An 18,128-nucleotide genomic window follows, 5' to 3' on the forward strand; every position below is an offset into this window, starting at 1 on the left:
TATGAATAAGATTTATGAAGATATACTGCATAAATATGGGAATCCGGTTTTGAAGATCCCGTTTACGGACCAGGAGCATTTAGCGCTCCGGAGATTTTTTCCAAACCAAGTTGCCGATTTTTGCTTCAATATTGGTCGGTCGGTTTTGCGTGACGGCCTCATTCAATCATGCCATCCCGACGATATGAGGGGAGTTCTTGCTCTTATCTTGGGCGCTGACAGAGATTTTTCGCACGACAATTGCCATGCTTTCGCATACTCCGCTTTTGGTGTCATCTTCTTCTGGATGGAAGAGTACGGGTATGGCAATATCAGTATTTATGAAGGGCGTTTGACACACAAGAACTTTGTCAAGGGTCAGCATGCAGGACCGATGGCAGTCAATGCGGTCTCGGTACCATTTTGGCTATCGGATCAGGCGCTGGATTTTGAAGACGACGCCGGTAAGCCCCTATTCAAGCGGGCAGCCAAGAAGCTAGGGTCTCTCGAAATTGGCGAATGTTATGGTTTCGTGCCCGCTTTAGCCCTTGGAGGAATTGCGGATATTGCTTACCTCAAGCGCCTGAAGGCGCCTGAGCATTTTGCTATCGTCGCGCAGGCCATGGAATATAATCTGATCGACGTGCAAGGATATGGACAGTCGGTCGCGGTGCGCCCGATAGGGCCGCGGTAGCTTTCTGCAGCACCTCTAGTGACGTCGAGCGAATTCGGAAGCTCTTCGGAAGCGACGTGGCGACTTAGTCATCTTGAGTTGCAATCACCGCCGCGAAGCGGAGCAGAAAGAATGGTGGATCTTTTCGCTGAACTGTGAACAGACCCGAATTTTGATCCCAATGTGATCCAGGATGTAACTCAGATCAGCCCACGGCAAGAATGCCGGCGGCAGGTGCTTGTAAATTTGTCCAGATGACTTTGGAGAAAACTCTTGTCGGAGCCCAATCCTCGTACAATCGCGACGTTAGATAAGCTGGATTCTGTTGAATGGTTTGTGAACGTTGGCAGTAAAGATCAGAATCACGTCGGATATGTAAACTCATGGAACGAGGCCATAAAATCTTGTTCGACGTCTGACTGGGGAAATCTTACTTTGGAAGCTGCCAATCAATTGCGGGAGCGAATCGGAGAGAAAAGTAGGGAGCGGCTAAATCAATGGAATGCAATTTTAAAAACCGTGAAGCCTTTTTCTGATGCCCTAGTGAAAGACAAGTCGGAATATATTTCGATATCACATAGGCTTCCTGATGCATTTTTGAGGTGTGTCAGATGGGATATATTCCATTTGTGTATGGAGGCTGAATATTCCGATCTGGTGGAGCCAGCATTTTTTTCCTCTCTTTCGTTATATTATTTCCGTGGGCACTTTCCGTGTGGGTTCGCCGGCGTTTTTCCACAAGGCCAGTTCATTGTATACTAAGCAAACATTAGCTGTTGTTCAGTCGCGCTTCCACAAACGCATCCCGCATTGCCTGCAAGATGATCACGGCCGAAGCCGCACCTGGATCGATATGTCCCAAAGATCGCTCGCCTAGCCGCGCCGCCCGCCCGCGGGCCGCGACCATGGAGCTTGTCGAGTTCGCGCCGGCTTCGGCGGCTTCCAGGATGGTGTTCCACATGCCGGCAACGTCGAGTTCGCGCGCCCTCGCGTTGATGGCGGCTTCGGCGGCGGGGATCCAGGCGTCGAGCATCGTCTTATCGCCACGTTGTCCCTTGCCGCGCTGCTGAATACCGGCCCTCATTTCGTCGACGATCATCGCTTGGCAGGCCGGCGAGAGCGATTCATCCGATTTCAGCGCTTGCGAAGCCCTGCGGAAACCTGTCGCGTAAAGCGGTCCGGTTGAAGCGCCGACGGCATCCAGAAAGGCCGAGGCGGCGACGGCGAAGATCTCGGAGGGTAACGCCTGCGCGAGGTCGAGCTTCGTCAGTTCGGCGTTCACGGCCATAAAGCCGAGGGACATGGTGATTCCGTGGTCGGCGTCTCCTATCGCTCCGTCCAATTCCGAGAGGTGATCCTTCCCGGCATTGATCGCGATGGATATGCGCTGAAACATGCCGCTCAGGCATCGCGCGGCTTTTTCTGACATCGTCTTCCTCCCGATCCCAGCAGTCCCTAGGGCTTGCTGGGCAACATTCTTATTCGATCATCCGACCCTCAGAGCGAAGGTATCGCATGGGTGGTACAGCAATTCCGTCAGCTCCTGATCGAGATGCAAAATGGATATGGATGCGCCGACCATGTCGAGCGACGTGCAGTAGTGTCCCACCCAGTTCGCCTCGATCTTGATGTCCTTGGCGCTCAGCCGCTGCGCGACGCGCCGGAACAGGATGTAGAGTTCCATCAGCGGCGTCGCGCCGAAGGAGTTAATCAGCACAGCGACCCGGTCGCCGGCGGCAGGCTTCATCTCGGAGAAAATACGGTCCATGACCCGGTCCGTGATCTCGTCCGCACTCATCATTCTTTCGCGGGTGACGCCGCGCTCTCCATGAATGCCCATGCCGAACTCGATATCGTCTGGCCCAATCTCGAAATTGTGGCGTCGCGTCTGCGGCAGCGAGCAGGGCTCCAGCGCAACACCCATGGTGAAGGTCCGGTCATTGGCCTTGCGCGTTATGGCCTCGCAGGCGTCGAGCGAGAGGCCCCTGTCGCAGGCCGCACCTGCAATTTTAAAGATGAAGAAATTGCCCGCAACGCCGCGGCGACCCTCCCTGTCTTCGATAGGGGACGACGCGATGTCGTCCGTCGTCAATACGGTCCGAACGTCGATCTGCTGTTCCTGCGCCATTTCCGCAGCCATCTCGAAGTTCATGACGTCGCCGGCATAATTGCCGTAGACGAAGAGCACGCCTTTTCCGCCGGAAGCCGCCTTGGCGCATTCGAGGATAGGCGTCGGCGGGGGCGACGAGAAGATATTGCCGATGGCGACGGCGTCGGCGAGACCCTTGCCGACATAGCCGAGAAAACCAGGTTCATGGCCCGTGCCGCCGCCGATGACCAGGCCGACCTTTTGCGGCCGAGGGCCGTTGCGCGCGACCAATGCCCGGTGCGATCCCTTGATCGGCGCGAGATAGGACGCATGCGCCTTGACGACACCATCCAGCATCTCGTCGACGACATCATCGGGATTGTTCAGGAACTTCTTGATATGCGTGCGATAGCTGCTGGGCAGCGCAACGCTGTTATCCACTTTCGGGCGCTGGGTTGCCTTCGGGTCGAACTCCGTCACCCCATCCGCATTCAGAATGCCGCGACCGGTGGCCGCATCGGTGATGAGCACATTGATATAGCCGCCGCGCAATGCGGCAAGAATGGCTGGCACCTTATCGAAGCCGCCAGCGACCGCGATGCGCAGCCCGATCGATTTGAGCATGTCGAGGGATATGCCGATGGTTCTGTCATCGAGCGGACCAGCGACCGGCTGGCCTTTCGGATCGATGAAGCGGCCAGCGACGACGCCGACGGCATTCTTGGCCAGATAATCCTGAAGCGAGACCGATTCGAAGAAGCCGCTCGTGTGGATCGTCGAATTCGGCCGCAACGACGATATGCCGAAGAGGGCCTTGTTGGCTTTGGAAAGGATCGAAAACTGATCTTCGATCAACGGCTCGCGCAGCAGGATATCGCGGACCTCCGTCGTCGAGACAATCGCCGGAGCCGTAATATTGATCAGCTTGCCGCCAACGGCATTCGCGAAGGCCGCGGCACAGAGCTCCGGCGTATAGGCGAAACGCGCCCGCGTGCCGCCGGTCGCCTGAACGATCGTGACATCCTGCAGGTTTGGAACATTGGACTGTTCGGCGATTGCCAGAACCGTGCGGCCCCAGGCAAGGGCGAGCGTGTCGCCGGATTTCAGCAGTCTGGCGATGGCCTGGGCGCCTGCTGTCCCGAGGCGATCGATCAACGGGCGTGTTCCATCGTCGCTCGGCACCACGAGACAGTCATGCAGCCCGAAATGGCGTTTGAGCTCCTGTGCGATGGAGAGCGAACTCAGGCGCGAGGGTTCGAGCGAGATATTGACGATGCCGCGGCTGCGTGCGTCGGCCAGGTAGCTGTTCACGGTTGCCCGCGAAATGCCCATGATCTCGGCGATATCGCCCTGGGTCTTGCCGTCTTCATAATAGAGCCAGCAGGCCCATACATAAGGATCATCGCCATAGCGCAGCGGCATAGCGTCGAGCGCGTCCGGCACGCCCGCTTTGCTTCCACCCGTTTTGCTGACCGAAGATGCCTTGCCTGTCATGATGATTCACAATTCCCTTTTTCCGCCCGAACATGAAAGCAATGACGTATGTTTGCAAATGCTTCTTCGGACGGGGGCGGCGCGCGGCCCCATGCAGGGTCATGGGATCGCGCAGCCTTGGGAGATCAAATGTCCCTATCTATTGCAGTCTCGAACGAGCGCCCAAGGAAAGCGCCTTCAGGATGATGGCGCAGGATGTTGCTCCGGCATCAAGCACGCCGAGCGAGCGCTCGCCCAACCGGCTGGCCCGGCCGATCTTGGCGACCAAGTTGAGCGTGGAGTCGCGCCCGGCCTCGGCCGCCGCTACCAAAGCATCGAGCGATTCAGCAAAGGATTTGCCGGCGGCATCCGCAGCGTCAAAGGCTTCGATTGCCGGAATTAGCGTATCCAGCAGCGTTTTGTCGCCAAGCTTTGCCGAGCCGATCGCCTGGATGCCTTCCAGGCCGGCATGCAGCATCCGGCTATAGGTGGCGCTGTCGATCGCTTCGACACCTTCCAGTTTCTCGGCGAACTCGGTGAACATGACGCCATAGAGCGGACCCATCGATCCGCCGATCTCCGTCATTAGGATCGTGCCCAGCGTGTCGAGCGAAGCGGCGAGCGAGAGGTTTTTGCCTTTCAGGCGCTCCGACGCCATGCCGAAACCCTTGGCCATGTTCACGCCGTGATCGCCATCGCCTATCTTGCCGTCGATCTCGCTCAGATAGGCGCGGTTTTCGACGATGCGGTCAGCCATCGCGAGCACGATGTCGCCCGCCGTTGCGTTGTTGAATGTCTGCATGATTGCGTTCCCCTCAGAGCAGCGTCGTGCATTGAATTTCGACATCCAGAAGCTTTTTCAGCTCCGGGTCGAGCGCCATGATGGTCAGTGTCGCGCCGACCATTTCAAGCGAGGTGAAATAGTTGCCGACATAAGTCTTGTAGATCTTCAGACCGCGCTCGGAGATCTTCGCCTCGATCGTGTCGTTCAGGATGTAGAGCTCGTTGACCGGTGTAGCCCCGAGGCCGGATACGAGGACGGCGACTTCCGTGCCAGCGGCCAGGTCGTGATCGTCGAGAACGATCTGGCACATCGTCTCGGCAATTTCAGCGGCGGTCTTCAGGGGCTCAACGCGAACGCCTGGCTCGCCATGATGGCCGATGCCCACTTCCATCGTGCCGGGCTCGATCTGGAAATTCGGATGACCGACAGCGGGCAGGGTGCAGGGACCAAGTCCGATGCCGACGGAGCGGCAGCTATCGATCGCCTTCTGAGCGGCGACGCGTACCTCTTCGAGGCTTGCGCCAGTCGCCGCCTTGGCGCCGCCGATCTTCCACATGAAGATCTCGCCGGCCACACCGCGGCGCTTCTCGCGTTCCTCCGGTGGAGCGGAGCAGACGTCATCATTTGCGACCACCGTTGCGACCTCGATACCGTCCTTGGCGGCGAGCTTGATTGCCATCTTGACGTTCATGTTGTCGCCCGCGTAGTTGCCGTAGAGGCAGATCACGCCGCTGCCCCCATTGGCTTCGCGAATGGCATCATGGAAGCTCTTGGCCGTCGGCGAAGAGAAGAGTTCGCCGACCGCGACCGCATCCAGCATGTTCTTGCCCGTGTAGCCGATAAAGGCCGGTTCATGCCCCGAGCCGCCGCCGGTGATCACCCCGACTTTTCCGGCGTGGGGAGCATTCTTGGCGATGACGACGCGTGGGTTTTCGGCCAGACGAACGATATCCGAATGCGCCTTGATGAAGCCTTTTACAGTGTCTTCAACGACTTCATCGGGGTTGTTGATGAACCGCTGCATGGTCTCTCCTGTCGAATTGTCGAGCGCTTGCGCTCAAAGAATTGTGTAGCCGCCATCGATCAGAAGATCGGCGCCGTTGATCATGTCCGCACCAGCCGAGGAGAGGAAAACAGCCGCGGCTGCAATCTCCTGCGGGTAGGCGAAACGACCGGTGGGAATGCGCTTCTTTGCGGCCTCGCCCTTCTCGCCGGCCCAGGCCTTCTTGCCGAGTTCGGTCAGGACGATGGTCGGGGAAATGGTGTTGACGCAGATGCCGTGCTTGCCCCATTCGGCCGCAAAGGTCTTGGACATGCCGATGACGCCGAACTTGGAGGCGCAGTAAGCGACGTGTTCCTCGATGGCGACCGTGCCCGCCTGCGAAGCGAGGTTGACGATCTTGCCGCCCTTACCGGCGGCAATCATGGCGCGGCCGACGGCCTGCGTTACTAGGAATGTCCCCTTGAGGTTGATGTTTATCGTTTTATCCCAATAGTCTAGCGGCAAATCCTCAGCTGGTGCGAGAAACACGACGCCGGCACTGTTGACAGCGACATCGATGCCGCCGAAATGCGAGATCACATCGCTGATGGCCTTGTTGACCGAAGCGGGATCGGAGACATCGCAGGCAAATGGTGCCGCACCGCCACCGATTTCGGCAGCCTTTGCCTTCGCTATGTCGACATTGATATCGAGAACGGCGACCTTTGCGCCCTTGGATACAAACGCTGCCGCGACTGCGGCGCCGATGCCGGAGCCGCCGCCCGTGACAAGGGCAATTTTGCCTGACAATGGGAAGTTCAAATCAATGTCGGGAGGTGTCTCGGTCATCTTGTTCAAGCCTCTAGCTGGGGATTGGGTGGGGCGAAATCTTCGCCCCACCTGCATTGATCTTACTTGCGGGTTTCAAGCAGCTTGTCGACGTTGTCAGCCGTCACCGGGGTCCAGGGGACATTGTAGTTCTTGTCCTTGCCATCGTTGAACGGCATGGCGGGATACTGCGACCAGATCTTCGATTCCGGCTTATAGTTGCCCTTCTTGGCGGCGAAGATCGCAAGATCGAGTGCGCCCTGCGCCTGTGCACTGGCATCCTGCAGGATAGAAGTCATCGTACCCTGTTTGACGGCATGGAGTGCATCGGTGATGCCGTCGATACCGGCAATGGCGAAGTCCTTGACGTTGAGCTTCGCAGCCTTGATCGCCTCGATCGCGCCGAGCGCCATCTCATCGTTCTGGCCGATGACGCCGTTGATCTGGCCGGGATGTGATGTCAGCCAGTTTTCCATCAGCGTCTGGGCTTCGGCACGCGACCAGTTGGCGGTCTGGTCTTCCAGCACCTTGACGTTCGGGCACTCGGCAAGCGCCTTCTTGTTGCCCTGGAGGCGCGAGATCTGCGCGGACTGGCCGACCGGACCTTCAAGAATGACGACATTGCCCTTGCAGCCGATCTTGTCGAGCACTGTTTTCGCTTCCATGTAGCCGGAAACGGTGTCGTCAGAGCCGACATAGGCGGTCAGCAGATCGGAGTCCACGCGGGTGTTGGAGCCAACGACCGGAATTCCGGCGTCGTGCGCGGCCTGAACGGCGGTTGCGGCGGCTTCGATATCGATCGGCGCGAAGATGATCGCGTCAAACTTCTGCGTGATCATCGTGTTCACCTGCTCCTGCTGGACGAGAGCATCATAGCGGCCATCGAAGATGGTAAGATCAACATCGCCGTTCTTGACGGCGGGATGTTCCTTGAGTGCTGCCGACCAGATCTGCATGAATTCCGCATTCAGGCCATAGGGCGCCGCGCCGATCTTCAGCTTCTTGTCCTGGGCGAGGGCCGGCGAAGCCAGAAGTGCAGTGGCCGCTGCAAGAGCAATCAGTAATTTCTTCATTATAATTCTCCTCCGTTGAAAGTCCGGCGGCCGTCGTGGCGCGCCGTTTGGTTTCCGAGTGCGCAGCACCTGGATGTCTTGGGGCTCAGCCGCCCAGATTTCGCTTTTGGTCGAGCATCACGGCGCCGACGATGAGGGCGCCCTTGAGGACCTGCTGGTAGTAGGATTGGATCCCCATCAGATCGAGGCCGTTGTTCATCACACCGATGATCAACGCGCCAATCAGAGTGCCGGTGATGCGCCCGACGCCGCCGGAAAGGCTGGTTCCGCCGATGACGACGGCGGCGATCGCATCGAGTTCGTAAGCGATACCGGCCTGGGGCAAAGCCGAGCCGGTACGTGCGGCAAGCAGCATGCCCGCCAGTCCGGAAAGGCCGCCGGAAATGACGTAGACGAGGAAGCGCAGCTTGCTGACATTGATGCCTGACGTGGTGGCGGCGTGCGGATTACCGCCAACGGCATAAATATAGCGGCCAAAGCGCGTGCGATTGAGAACCCACCATGCGACGGCAAAGACGATGGCAAGCAGGATGACGGGCATCGGAACGGACAAAACGCTGCCGGTGCCGATCCAGCGGAAATCAGGCGTTAGCGCCGGAACCGGTTTGCCGCCGCCATAGATCAGCGTCAGACCACGTGCTGCGGAGAGCATACCGAGCGTTGCGACGAAGGCGGGAACGGCGAAGCGCGAAACGATGACCCCGACCAAGGCGCCGCACGCCAGGCCGACCAGCACTCCGACGGTAAGGGCCACATAAGGCGGATAGGGCGCACCGAGAATGCCGGCCGTTGCCGAGGTCGTTGCGAAGCTCGCGCTAACGATACCGGTCAGCGCAACGACGGAGCCAACGGAAAGGTCGATACCGCGTGTGAGAATAACGAATGTCATGCCGATTGCCAGCACGCCGTTTATCGACGTCTGCAGCAGCACATTCGAAATGTTGCCAGGCGTCAGGAAATATTCGTTCGAGACCGAGAGAATAGCGGCGAGCAGCAGGAAGGCGAGGAAAATCCCGTATTCCTGGATGATCAATCGGCGCCGGTCGGAGCCGAACCAGGAATTGGACTGATTGTCTTCAGTGGCGGACATTGCAAATACCTCTTGTTGCCGGGCGCTGTTTTTGGGCTTCGTCGTCTGTCGCCTTCACGTCGACAGATGTACGAGCGTTTGCGCGTCGGCCTCCTCCCTTTTGAGAATTCCGGCAGAGCGTCCCTGGCGCATCACCAGGATGCGATCGGACATGCCGAGAACCTCGTCTATTTCGGATGAAATCATGATGACCGTGCCGCCTTCGGCGGCGAAGTCGCAGATGATGCGATAGATTTCGCGCTTGGCGCCGACATCGACGCCGCGCGTCGGCTCGTCCAGAAGCAGCACCTTCGGCTTGCGCAGGAACCACTTGCCAAGCACGACCTTCTGCTGGTTACCGCCCGAAAGGCCGGAGACGGACATGCTGTCGTGCGCGGCCTTGATGCCGAAACGCTTGATCATATCGAGGCTGGCGGCCGCTTCGGCTTGGCGATCCATCGAGAAATGCGGGCTCATTTCCGGCAGGCTCGCCAAGCAGATGTTGTTGCGCACGCTATCGGTGAGATTGAGCCCCGTCAGCTTGCGGTCTTCGGTCACGAAGGCGATGCCGTGTCGCATGGCCTCCGCTGGCTTGCGCACGGTGATCGGTTGTCCGCCGAGCTTGAGCTCGCCGCCGCTTGCCGTATCGAGGCCGAAGATGCAGTTGAAGATCTCGGTGCGGCCCGACCCCATCAGGCCGTAAATGCCAAAGATCTCGCCCTTATGTGCAACAAAGGAAATGTTGTCGATCTTGCCGTCGGCCCTAAGTCCCGAGACGTCCAGTCCGGGCACATCCGTCGGCACATTGGTCTTGATGTATTCTTCGCCGAGTTCGCGGCCGACGATCATGCGGATGAGGCCGGGTCTGTCGATATCGGCGAGCGCACCGCTGCCGACATAGGAGCCATCGCGGAAGGCCGTGTAGGAATCGGCGATCTGGAAGATTTCCGATAGCCGGTGCGAGACATAGACGATGCCTTTGCCCTCGGCCTTCAGCCGCTCGATGGTCGAGAACAGCTGCTGCGCTTCCTTCTCGCCGATGGCCGAGGTGGGCTCGTCCATGAAGATGACTTCGGCATCGTGGCTGAGCGCCTTGGCAATCTCGACCAATTGAACCTGGGCGACCGAGAGGTTCATCATGAATTGCGTGGCGCGGATATTGAACTGCAGGCGTTCGAGCAGCGCCTGTGCATTGCGGTTCATCGATTTGAAATCGATGCCGCCGAAACGGGCAGACGGCTCGCGGCCGAGATAGATGTTCTCCGCAACCGTCATGTGCGGGATCGGACTGAGCTCCTGCTCGATGATGGCGATCCCGGCGGAAAGGGCTTCCGCTGGGCTGGCGTAATCAACCTCTTTGCCGCGGCGGCGGATGGAGCCGGCGTCACGCTTGTGAATGCCCATCAGGATCTTGAGAAAGGTCGATTTGCCAGCGCCGTTACCGCCGCACAATGCGTGGACAGACCCCGGTCGCAACTGAAAGCGCCCGTCGCGCAGCGCAGCAACGCCGCCAAAGGACTTCGTCAGTCCTTCCACTTCAAGCAGGAAATCCACTTTCTCCTCCGCACTCCCGATGCCGGATCAAGGTCGGCTAACACCGATTGCCACCGCCAAGCACCAATATTGACAATATTCGGTAGGCTATCGACAAATGTCAATATGCTGATTTTGTTTTCGGGATAACGCGCTCTCCGATACCTGCTTCCCTATGGTATCCACATGTCATAATATGAATTTCTGGATTGATCCGGCCTATGGACGAAACAGATCGACTTGCCGTGACAGATTTGGGGACCAAGGAATGACGATAATCGGCCGAGGCCGGCAAAGACTGGCGCAACGGGTCATCGACCAGCTGCGCGTCCAGATCGAGACGGGCAAGCTTCAGGCGGGCGATAAGCTTCCGACGGAGCCGCAGCTGGAGGCAACATATGGCGTCAGCCGGACCGTCGTGCGCGAGGCGATTGCCGATCTGCGCTCTGCCGGGCTCGTCAGGCCTGTTCAGGGCAAGGGCGTGTTTGTTGCCGAAATGATGATACCCTCAGGATCAACGCTGACGCCTGTGGAGATCAGAAGCATCCCGGAAACGCTGGAATTGCTGGAGTTTCGCATGGCCACAGAGGGTGAGGCGGCCGCCATTGCGGCCTATCGCAGGACCGCCGAACAGGAGGCGGCAATCGCTGCGGCCAATCGGAAAATGGCTGCCCTGATAGAGCAGGGGCTCCCGACCGTCGAAGCGGATTACGAATTCCACATGGCCGTCGCCATCGCCACCAACAATCGATTCTACGTGGATGTGCTCAGGCATTTCGGTGCTCGCACCATCCCGCGCGGGCAGTTTCCGACATTGCCGGAGGCGAATGATCGCGCCTATCTGGAAAAGGTTCATGCGGAGCATGTCGAGATTTTGGCGGCGATCGCAGATCAGGATCCGGAGCGTGCGCGGCAAGCGATGCGTGCTCACATGATGGCGAGCCAGCGACGGTATCGCTTCCTTGCAGAACAGCAACCGCAATAGGGCTCGACTCCCGACAAAAGTCATATTATGTCATATGATATGAATCTCATGGGAGATACACCAGGTGTATGCAGGGACGCAGGTCGAGGCACGGGACGATGATGACTACCGGGTTTTCAGACAACTAGGGCTGAAGCATATATGCGCGGATCCGCCGGGAAGACCTGACAGTTGGACTCTGTCCGATCTCGAACGTCACCGCGACAAGATCGAAAGCTTCGGGCTGATCCTGGACATGATCCAGCTGCCTCTGCCGTCCCAGCCGATCGAAAAGGCTTCCTATCCCGATATCCTGCTTGCCGGACCCGATCGCGACCGGCAGATCGACGCGGTCTGCAAGCTGATCGAAGATATTGCGGCCGCTGACATCCCATCGGCGAAATACAATCTCAATCTCATCGGCATCCCGCGCACGCCCGAGGAGGCGGGGCGAGGCGGCTCGATGAATGCGAGCTTCCGCTGGGACAAGGCTGACCACCAGGCAACCCCCGGCCTGGCCGGCGTGCTGTCGGAAGACGAGAACTGGGAGCGGATCGACTATTTCCTGGAGCGCGTCGTTCCTGTGGCGGAAAGCAATCGCGTCCGTCTCGCCTGCCATCCGCATGATCCCTATACGCCGCCAGGTTACCGCGGCGTCACGCGCGTCCTCGGCACGGTGGAGGGCCTGAAGAAATTCGTGCTTATGCGCGAAAGCCCTTATCACGGGCTGAACTTCTGCCAGGGCTCGATCGGCGAAATGCTCGACAATCCGCGCGCGGAGATCGACGACATCATCCGTTGGTTCGGCACGCGCGGCAAAATCTTCAACGTCCACTTCCGCAACATCAGGGGCGGCAAGCTGTCCTTCATGGAAACCTTCCCGGACGAGGGCGATATGGACATGATCCGCTCGGCGCGGATCTATAAGGAGGTCGGCTATCAATACATGCTGATGCCCGACCACGTGCCGACGATCAGCGGCCGCGATCCCACAGGCGTCGCCTTCGCCTTCTGCTACGGGTACATCGCCGCTCTCGTCCAGACGCTCGAACACGCCTGAAGCATCGTCGCTCCATAGATCTGCAAAAGGATTTCACGATGAACCCGAATGAACTAAAAAAGGCAGTTGGCAGCGGTCTTCTGTCGTTCCCCGTCACGCATTTTAATCAGGATCTGACATTCGACGAAGCCAAATATCGCAGTCACGTCGAGTGGCTGGCAGGCTACGATGCAGCGGCACTTTTTGCAGCCGGTGGCACCGGCGAGTTCTTCTCCCTCAACCCTGCCGAAATCCCTCAGGTCGTTCGTGCCGCCAAGGCCGCGGCAGGCAATACGCCGATCATTTCGGGAACCGGCTACGGAACGTCGCTTGCCGTCGAAATCGCCAGGGCCGCGGAAAAAGCCGGCGCGGACGGTCTGCTGCTGCTGCCGCCCTATCTGATGTTTGCGGAGCAGGCAGGTCTGATTGCCCATGTGAAGGCCGTCTGCCGGGCCGTCGGCATCGGCGTCATTGTCTACAATCGCGACAATGCCGTGCTCAACGCCGAGAGCCTGGCGCGCCTTGCCGACGAATGTCCGAACCTCATCGGCTTCAAAGATGGCGTGGGTGACGTCGACAAGGTGATCGAGATCACGACGCTGCTCAAGGACCGCCTGGTCTATGTAGGCGGTATGCCGACCCACGAAGTCTATGCTCAGGCCTATTTCGGCGCTGGAGTGACGACCTATTCCTCCGCCGTCTTCAATTTCGTGCCCGCCTTGGCACAGCGCTTCTATGCAGCGCTGCGTGCCGGCGAGCAGACAACGGTGGACAATATCCTCAAAGGCTTCTTCTTCCCGTTGGTCACCCTGCGCAATCGCAGGAAAGGTTATGCAGTCTCGATCATCAAGGCGGGCCTGCGCGTGCTCGGCAAGGATCCAGGTCCAGTGAGACCACCTTTGACCGATCTGACGGCGGAAGAAATGACCGTGCTGGAAAAGATCGTCGCCGCAGCTGGATAATTTTTGCTAGAAGGCTCGTCAGATCGTCAAGCCGGGCCGGCAGTCAACGCTCGGGTGAGGTGACCAATGATTGAAGCTTCGTTCCGTGTAGCTACCCGGACGTTCGTCTATGTCGCCGCAACGACGGCGGGGACGATCGACATATACAGTATGGATGAAACGACAGGCGCGCTCACGCAGGTTTCGACTTTCGATGCGGGCAAGATGATCATGCCGATGACCGTCAGCCCCGACAGGAAGCATCTCTATGCCGTCATTCGCTCGCAACCATATCGGGTGCTGACGCTGGCGATCAACCCGGAAACCGGCAAGCTGACGCAGGAAGCTGTTGCTGCTTTACCCGATAGTATGGCTTACGTCTCCACTGACCCATCGGGCAGGTTGCTTTTCACCGCCTCCTATGGCGGCAACAAGATCGCGGTACTGCCTATCAGCAGAAACGGACTTGTCACCGATGGCGCGCGACAGATGGTCCTCACCGGCCGCAATGCCCATTCGATCGTCAGCGATCGGACCGGCAAATTCGTCTTCGCAACCAATCTCGGTTCCGATATCGTGCAGCAGTTCGTCCTCGATCCGGAGGCCGGCATGCTGAAGGCGAACGATCCGCCGCACGTCGTGACCAGGCCGGGAGACGGTCCGCGTCATATCATTCTGTCTCCGGACAATAAGTCCGTTTATGTCCTGACCGAATTGACCGGCCACGTCATCCACTACGCTCTCGATCCCGGCAGGGGTACGTTGAGCGAAATCGAAAGCGTGGCGTCCGTGCCTGACGACGCGGGGTTGTCTCCGGGCGCCACCCCGCCGGCTCTTCCACCATTCAATGCAATCACGCCCGCCGCAGCCCCAGTGGATGACGGCAAACCGAAGGTTTGGGCTGCCGACATCGGCATCACGCCCAACGGTAAATTCCTCTATACGACCGAGCGAACCACCAGCAAAATCGCGCTCTTCCATTTGGCCGGTGGGGATGGGACGCTGACCTATGTCACGAATTACCCGACCGAGCAGCAACCGCGTGGCATTCGCATAGATCCGTCGGGCCGATTCCTTGTGGCATCCGGTGAGAAATCCGACAAACTGTCTGTTTATGCCATCGACCAGACGAGCGGCACGCTCGGTTCCGTCGGCAGGTATCCGGTCGACGCCGGCGCGAACTGGATCGAAATCGTGACATTGCCTTGAACTCGGACAGCCGAAGAGGAGCGGTTACGCTGGCGCGTAAGGTGAGGCGGTTGGGCTATCCGGTCTGGGCAACCAGCTTGGCAATAAGGTTTCCGACCTCGGAAGCGGGAAGGGGTTTTGCAAACAAAAAGCCCTGAAACATTTCGCATCCGGCCCCCTCGAGGAATTGGGCTTGCTCCTCGGTCTCCACACCCTCGGCGACGACCTCCAATTCGAGAGTTCTGCCAAGTGACACGATGGCGGAGGTGATCGCCATGTCGCCAGCTTTCTCGGGAATGTCCGCAATGAACGACCTGTCGATCTTCAACCGGGAGAGGGGGAAGCGTCTGAGGGTACTTAGGCTCGAATATCCCGTGCCGAAATCGTCGATCGCGATGCTGACACCGAGCTCTTTCAATGCATGCATGCGCTCTATGGCCCCCTCCACATCCCGCATGATCAAGCTTTCGGTCAGTTCCAGCTCGAGCCATTGTGGATCGAGGCCGGCAGCCTGAAGCGCCGATGCAACCTGGTCTATCAGCGAATTCTCGAGAAACTGTCTGGCGGATACATTCACCGCTATACGCAATGGTGGCAGACCCTGGTCCTGCCAGGCCCGAGCTTGGCGGCAAGCCTCGCGCAAAACCATATCGCCGATCAAGACCACCAGCCCCGTTTCTTCGGCCAGCGGGATGAACGTTCCCGGCAATAGCAAGCCTTCGACAGGGTGCTGCCATCGTACGAGCGCTTCGACGCCGATCACTTGACCGCTACTGATATTCTTCTGCGGTTGATAGTGAAGCACGAACTCGTTCCGCTCCACCGCCCGCCGCAGCTCCTCAATACGGCTCAGCTTGCTGCGGGCTTCTTCCCCCATTGCGGGCGTGAACAGCTGAATACCGTTGCGACCGGATTCCTTCACGCGATAAAGCGCCATATCGGCGTTTGCGAATAGCTCCGACGCGGTATCGCCGTGCTTTCTGGAGCACGCTACGCCGATGCTGCAACTGACTCGAATTTCGACGCCATCGATGGTCAGCGGCTCGGATATGCCTTCGAGAATAGCCTTGAGCCTTTCATGGAAAGGGTCCTGGTTCTCTTCAAGAACAATGATGAACTCATCGCCGCCGATCCTCGACACGATGCCGCTGCTTTTAATTTGTGCCGATATCCTCTGGGCAACCACCTTGAGCAACTCGTCCCCGGCGGCATGTCCAAGGCTGTCATTCACCAGCTTGAAATTATCAAGATCGACAAAGGCTACGGCCAGGGATTTTCCCGCCTGCGATGCTTTTTCCAGGAGAACGACGACCTTTCGATTAAGGAGCGTGCGATTTGGCAACCCGGTCAGCGCATCATGCTCGGCAAGATAGGCGATGTGAGCGATGTCACGATGCCGATCGATGGCGATGCCGACGGTTTGAGCGATGCCTGCGAGGAATTCCACGAGGCCGCTTTCGTCATTCTCGGTCTTCGATGCTGTCAATGTCCCGTGCTTGCCTCCATCTCGCGAGAAGATGGGAAACTCAATCACTTCATCCGCCAGGGTCTCGCGTTGCTGGCCGTCCAGAATGAAGCTGACCCGTCTTCCGTTGAGGAGGCGCTCAAGCAGGGCTTGGGCATCCTTGAGAAACGAACCGAGGTCGACGCCTCGCGCAACGTCATGGAGAAGCTTCGTTTGCGCGCTCATCAACTCCTCTGCGCGCTTGCGGGCCGAGATATCGCGGGAGGCTCCGACGACGCCGATGATATTGCCATTCCGGTCCCGCAACGGCACACGCGACATCATCAGCCAGCCTTCGCCCTTCAGCCGTCGTTCCTCCACGCCGAGATCGGGTTCACCCGTCTCCATGACCCGCCGTTCGACTTCGTCAATCTTATGAGCGTCGGCCACCGGGTGAATTTCGGCATCGGTAAGTCCGATCAATTCGTCGACATGCGTGAAGCCGTTGTTGAGGACGATCGCACGGTTGGCAAAGAGGAAACGGCCGTCTCTGTCCTTGGCGTAGATGAAGTCGGGCACGTAGTTGATCATCGCCTCGAGCCATTCGTATCGCTCGGTGAGCGACAGAAGCTGAGCTTGGAGCAATTCGAGCGAGACGCGGGGCTGCCGGTCGGCGTCGTTCTGATCTTCTATGGTTGACTTTGACGGATTTCCCGGCTGCTGCGTCATCACTGCTCTCTTGCTTGGCTAACGAATAATATCGGCAACGGGTTATGCAACCATAAAAACACAGGATTGCATTTTGGTCGTTGGAGGCGAGGGCATAGATCTCAACTTGCGACCAACCAAGCGCATTTCTTCCCGCATGATCGGATAAACGATCGAACTGGTCGGCCTCTGCCGCTCTTGTCACCCTTCTTCGCCTTGCGAAGCACCAAGTGCTCATCAAGGCAAAAGGTAACAGGCGTCACCTGATCCCGCAAACAGATGGTCTGCGCCTCAAAATGGCTGATCGGGATATAGGCAGCGAGCCAGGCGACCCGCTCGCGGCCGCCTTGCGGGGTAGGGGCAAAAGCGGCTACAGCCATGCGAAAGAAACATGAGAATCGTCGGGAGAAGCATCATGGATGTTCGCAAAGCCGGCACGGACGGCAATCTCGTGCTTGCCGGCGTGCTTTTGATGCTTCTCGGCGATTTTCTGTTTTCACTGAACGATGCCATGGGCAAGTGGTTGGTCGCGAGCTTTTCCGTCGGCCAAGTTCTGGTGATACGCTCGCTCGGCTCCTTCATCATTCTCGCGCCCATGATTGCGCGGCAGGGAAGCGATGCACTGTTCCGCATCGAGCGGCCGCCGCTGCAGCTTCTGCGCATAGTGATGACGACCACCGACGTTGGTCTCTTCTATGCGGCTGTCGCCTATCTGCCGCTTGCAGATGTCATGACCTTCTACATGGCCGGTCCTATCTATGTCGCCGCGATCTCGCATTTCTTCCTTGGCGAGAGGATCGGTTGGCGGCGGTGGCTGGCCGTCTTCGTCGGTTTTGCCGGCGTACTGATCGCGCTTAAACCTTCGACGGCAATGTTCTCCTGGCCGTCGCTTTTCGGCCTTTGCGGCAGCCTCGCGTTCGCGATGACGCTCGTGCTTGGCCGGCGGCTGCGGCAGACGAACGATGCGACGCTCGTCGCCTGGCAGACCGTCGGCGCACTTGTCGCCGGACTGGTACTCAGCATCGGCAACTGGCGTTCCGCCTCGACGCTCGATTTTGCGGCCATGTTGGCGCTCGGCGTCGTCGCCGGCAGCGCCCATATGCTGATAACGCGATCGTTGAAACTTGCGCCCGCGTCGCTGCTCGCACCTCTGCAATATACGCTGCTTATCTGGGCGATAGCGCTCGGTTTCTTCTTCTTCGGTGACATTCCAGATATCCAGGTCTTCCTCGGAGCCGCCATCATCGTGCTTGCCGGTCTTTTCATCTTCCACCGGAAGAATCTGACCGACACTATTCCCAAGGAAGCTGTCGCACCGGACGGGCATTGAGGCGGTGGCTTTCTCCGTCTCCTAAATGCTC

General features: G+C 58.6%; 15 protein-coding genes. 6 read left to right on the top strand and 9 right to left on the bottom strand.

Going from position 1 to position 18,128, the window contains the following annotated elements; all coding sequences use genetic code 11:
* Window position 1 precedes the first annotated feature (1 nt).
* Window positions 2-673 carry a T6SS immunity protein Tdi1 domain-containing protein gene (locus FHT29_RS31575; protein WP_168600937.1) on the top strand — a complete coding sequence of 224 codons (672 nt, stop codon included), beginning with the start codon at window positions 2-4 and terminating at the stop codon, window positions 671-673.
* A gap of 748 nt (window positions 674-1,421) precedes the next feature.
* Here the strand turns inward: FHT29_RS31575 and dhaL (FHT29_RS31580) are convergent.
* From dhaL (FHT29_RS31580) to FHT29_RS31615, 8 genes are all read right to left on the bottom strand, one after another.
* A complete protein-coding gene (gene dhaL, locus FHT29_RS31580; protein ID WP_168600938.1) occupies window positions 1,422-2,081 on the bottom strand; it encodes a dihydroxyacetone kinase subunit DhaL in 660 nt (219 codons plus the stop codon).
* 57 nt (window positions 2,082-2,138) lie between these two features.
* Window positions 2,139-4,235 carry a bifunctional sugar-binding transcriptional regulator/dihydroxyacetone kinase subunit DhaK gene (locus FHT29_RS31585; RefSeq protein WP_168600939.1) on the bottom strand — a complete coding sequence of 699 codons (2,097 nt, stop codon included), beginning with the start codon at window positions 4,233-4,235 and terminating at the stop codon, window positions 2,139-2,141.
* 139 nt (window positions 4,236-4,374) lie between these two features.
* Entirely contained in the window at window positions 4,375-5,016 is a 642-nt protein-coding gene (gene dhaL / locus FHT29_RS31590) for a dihydroxyacetone kinase subunit DhaL (RefSeq protein ID WP_168597823.1), read from the bottom strand.
* Between the two features lie 13 nt (window positions 5,017-5,029).
* On the bottom strand, window positions 5,030-6,022 hold the full coding sequence (locus tag FHT29_RS31595; protein ID WP_168600940.1) for a dihydroxyacetone kinase subunit DhaK: 993 nt from the start codon (window positions 6,020-6,022) through the stop codon (window positions 5,030-5,032).
* A 33-nt stretch (window positions 6,023-6,055) separates the two neighbouring features.
* Window positions 6,056-6,829 carry an SDR family oxidoreductase gene (locus FHT29_RS31600; protein WP_168600941.1) on the bottom strand — a complete coding sequence of 258 codons (774 nt, stop codon included), beginning with the start codon at window positions 6,827-6,829 and terminating at the stop codon, window positions 6,056-6,058.
* 62 nt (window positions 6,830-6,891) lie between these two features.
* Window positions 6,892-7,881 (bottom strand): substrate-binding domain-containing protein, encoded by a 990-nt coding sequence (locus FHT29_RS31605; protein WP_037199164.1) that lies wholly within the window; start codon window positions 7,879-7,881, stop codon window positions 6,892-6,894.
* 85 nt (window positions 7,882-7,966) lie between these two features.
* Window positions 7,967-8,971 carry a sugar ABC transporter permease gene (locus FHT29_RS31610; protein WP_047561810.1) on the bottom strand — a complete coding sequence of 335 codons (1,005 nt, stop codon included), beginning with the start codon at window positions 8,969-8,971 and terminating at the stop codon, window positions 7,967-7,969.
* Window positions 8,972-9,025: 54 nt separating this feature from the next.
* The gene (locus FHT29_RS31615) at window positions 9,026-10,504 is read right to left on the bottom strand and encodes a sugar ABC transporter ATP-binding protein (protein WP_168600942.1); all 1,479 of its coding nucleotides are present in this window, start codon (window positions 10,502-10,504) and stop codon (window positions 9,026-9,028) included.
* 247 nt (window positions 10,505-10,751) lie between these two features.
* Between FHT29_RS31615 and FHT29_RS31620 the strand changes: the two genes are divergently transcribed.
* From FHT29_RS31620 to FHT29_RS31635, 4 genes are all read left to right on the top strand, one after another.
* Entirely contained in the window at window positions 10,752-11,468 is a 717-nt protein-coding gene (locus tag FHT29_RS31620) for a FadR/GntR family transcriptional regulator (RefSeq protein WP_145677177.1), read from the top strand.
* A gap of 64 nt (window positions 11,469-11,532) precedes the next feature.
* On the top strand, window positions 11,533-12,507 hold the full coding sequence (locus FHT29_RS31625) for a mannonate dehydratase (RefSeq protein WP_168600943.1): 975 nt from the start codon (window positions 11,533-11,535) through the stop codon (window positions 12,505-12,507).
* A gap of 38 nt (window positions 12,508-12,545) precedes the next feature.
* Window positions 12,546-13,448 (top strand): 5-dehydro-4-deoxyglucarate dehydratase, encoded by a 903-nt coding sequence (gene kdgD / locus FHT29_RS31630; RefSeq protein ID WP_168600944.1) that lies wholly within the window; start codon window positions 12,546-12,548, stop codon window positions 13,446-13,448.
* Between the two features lie 66 nt (window positions 13,449-13,514).
* The gene (locus FHT29_RS31635; protein ID WP_168600945.1) at window positions 13,515-14,636 is read left to right on the top strand and encodes a lactonase family protein; all 1,122 of its coding nucleotides are present in this window, start codon (window positions 13,515-13,517) and stop codon (window positions 14,634-14,636) included.
* A gap of 55 nt (window positions 14,637-14,691) precedes the next feature.
* Here FHT29_RS31635 and FHT29_RS31640 read toward each other — a convergent pair whose 3' ends face one another.
* The gene (locus tag FHT29_RS31640; protein ID WP_246703192.1) at window positions 14,692-16,650 is read right to left on the bottom strand and encodes a GGDEF and EAL domain-containing protein; all 1,959 of its coding nucleotides are present in this window, start codon (window positions 16,648-16,650) and stop codon (window positions 14,692-14,694) included.
* A gap of 532 nt (window positions 16,651-17,182) precedes the next feature.
* Between FHT29_RS31640 and FHT29_RS31645 the strand changes: the two genes are divergently transcribed.
* Entirely contained in the window at window positions 17,183-18,097 is a 915-nt protein-coding gene (locus FHT29_RS31645) for a DMT family transporter (protein WP_113084564.1), read from the top strand.
* Window positions 18,098-18,128: the final 31 nt, after the last annotated feature.

The organism is Rhizobium sp. SG741, from assembly GCF_012275435.1.
GTDB classification, from domain to species: domain Bacteria; phylum Pseudomonadota; class Alphaproteobacteria; order Rhizobiales; family Rhizobiaceae; genus Rhizobium; species Rhizobium lusitanum.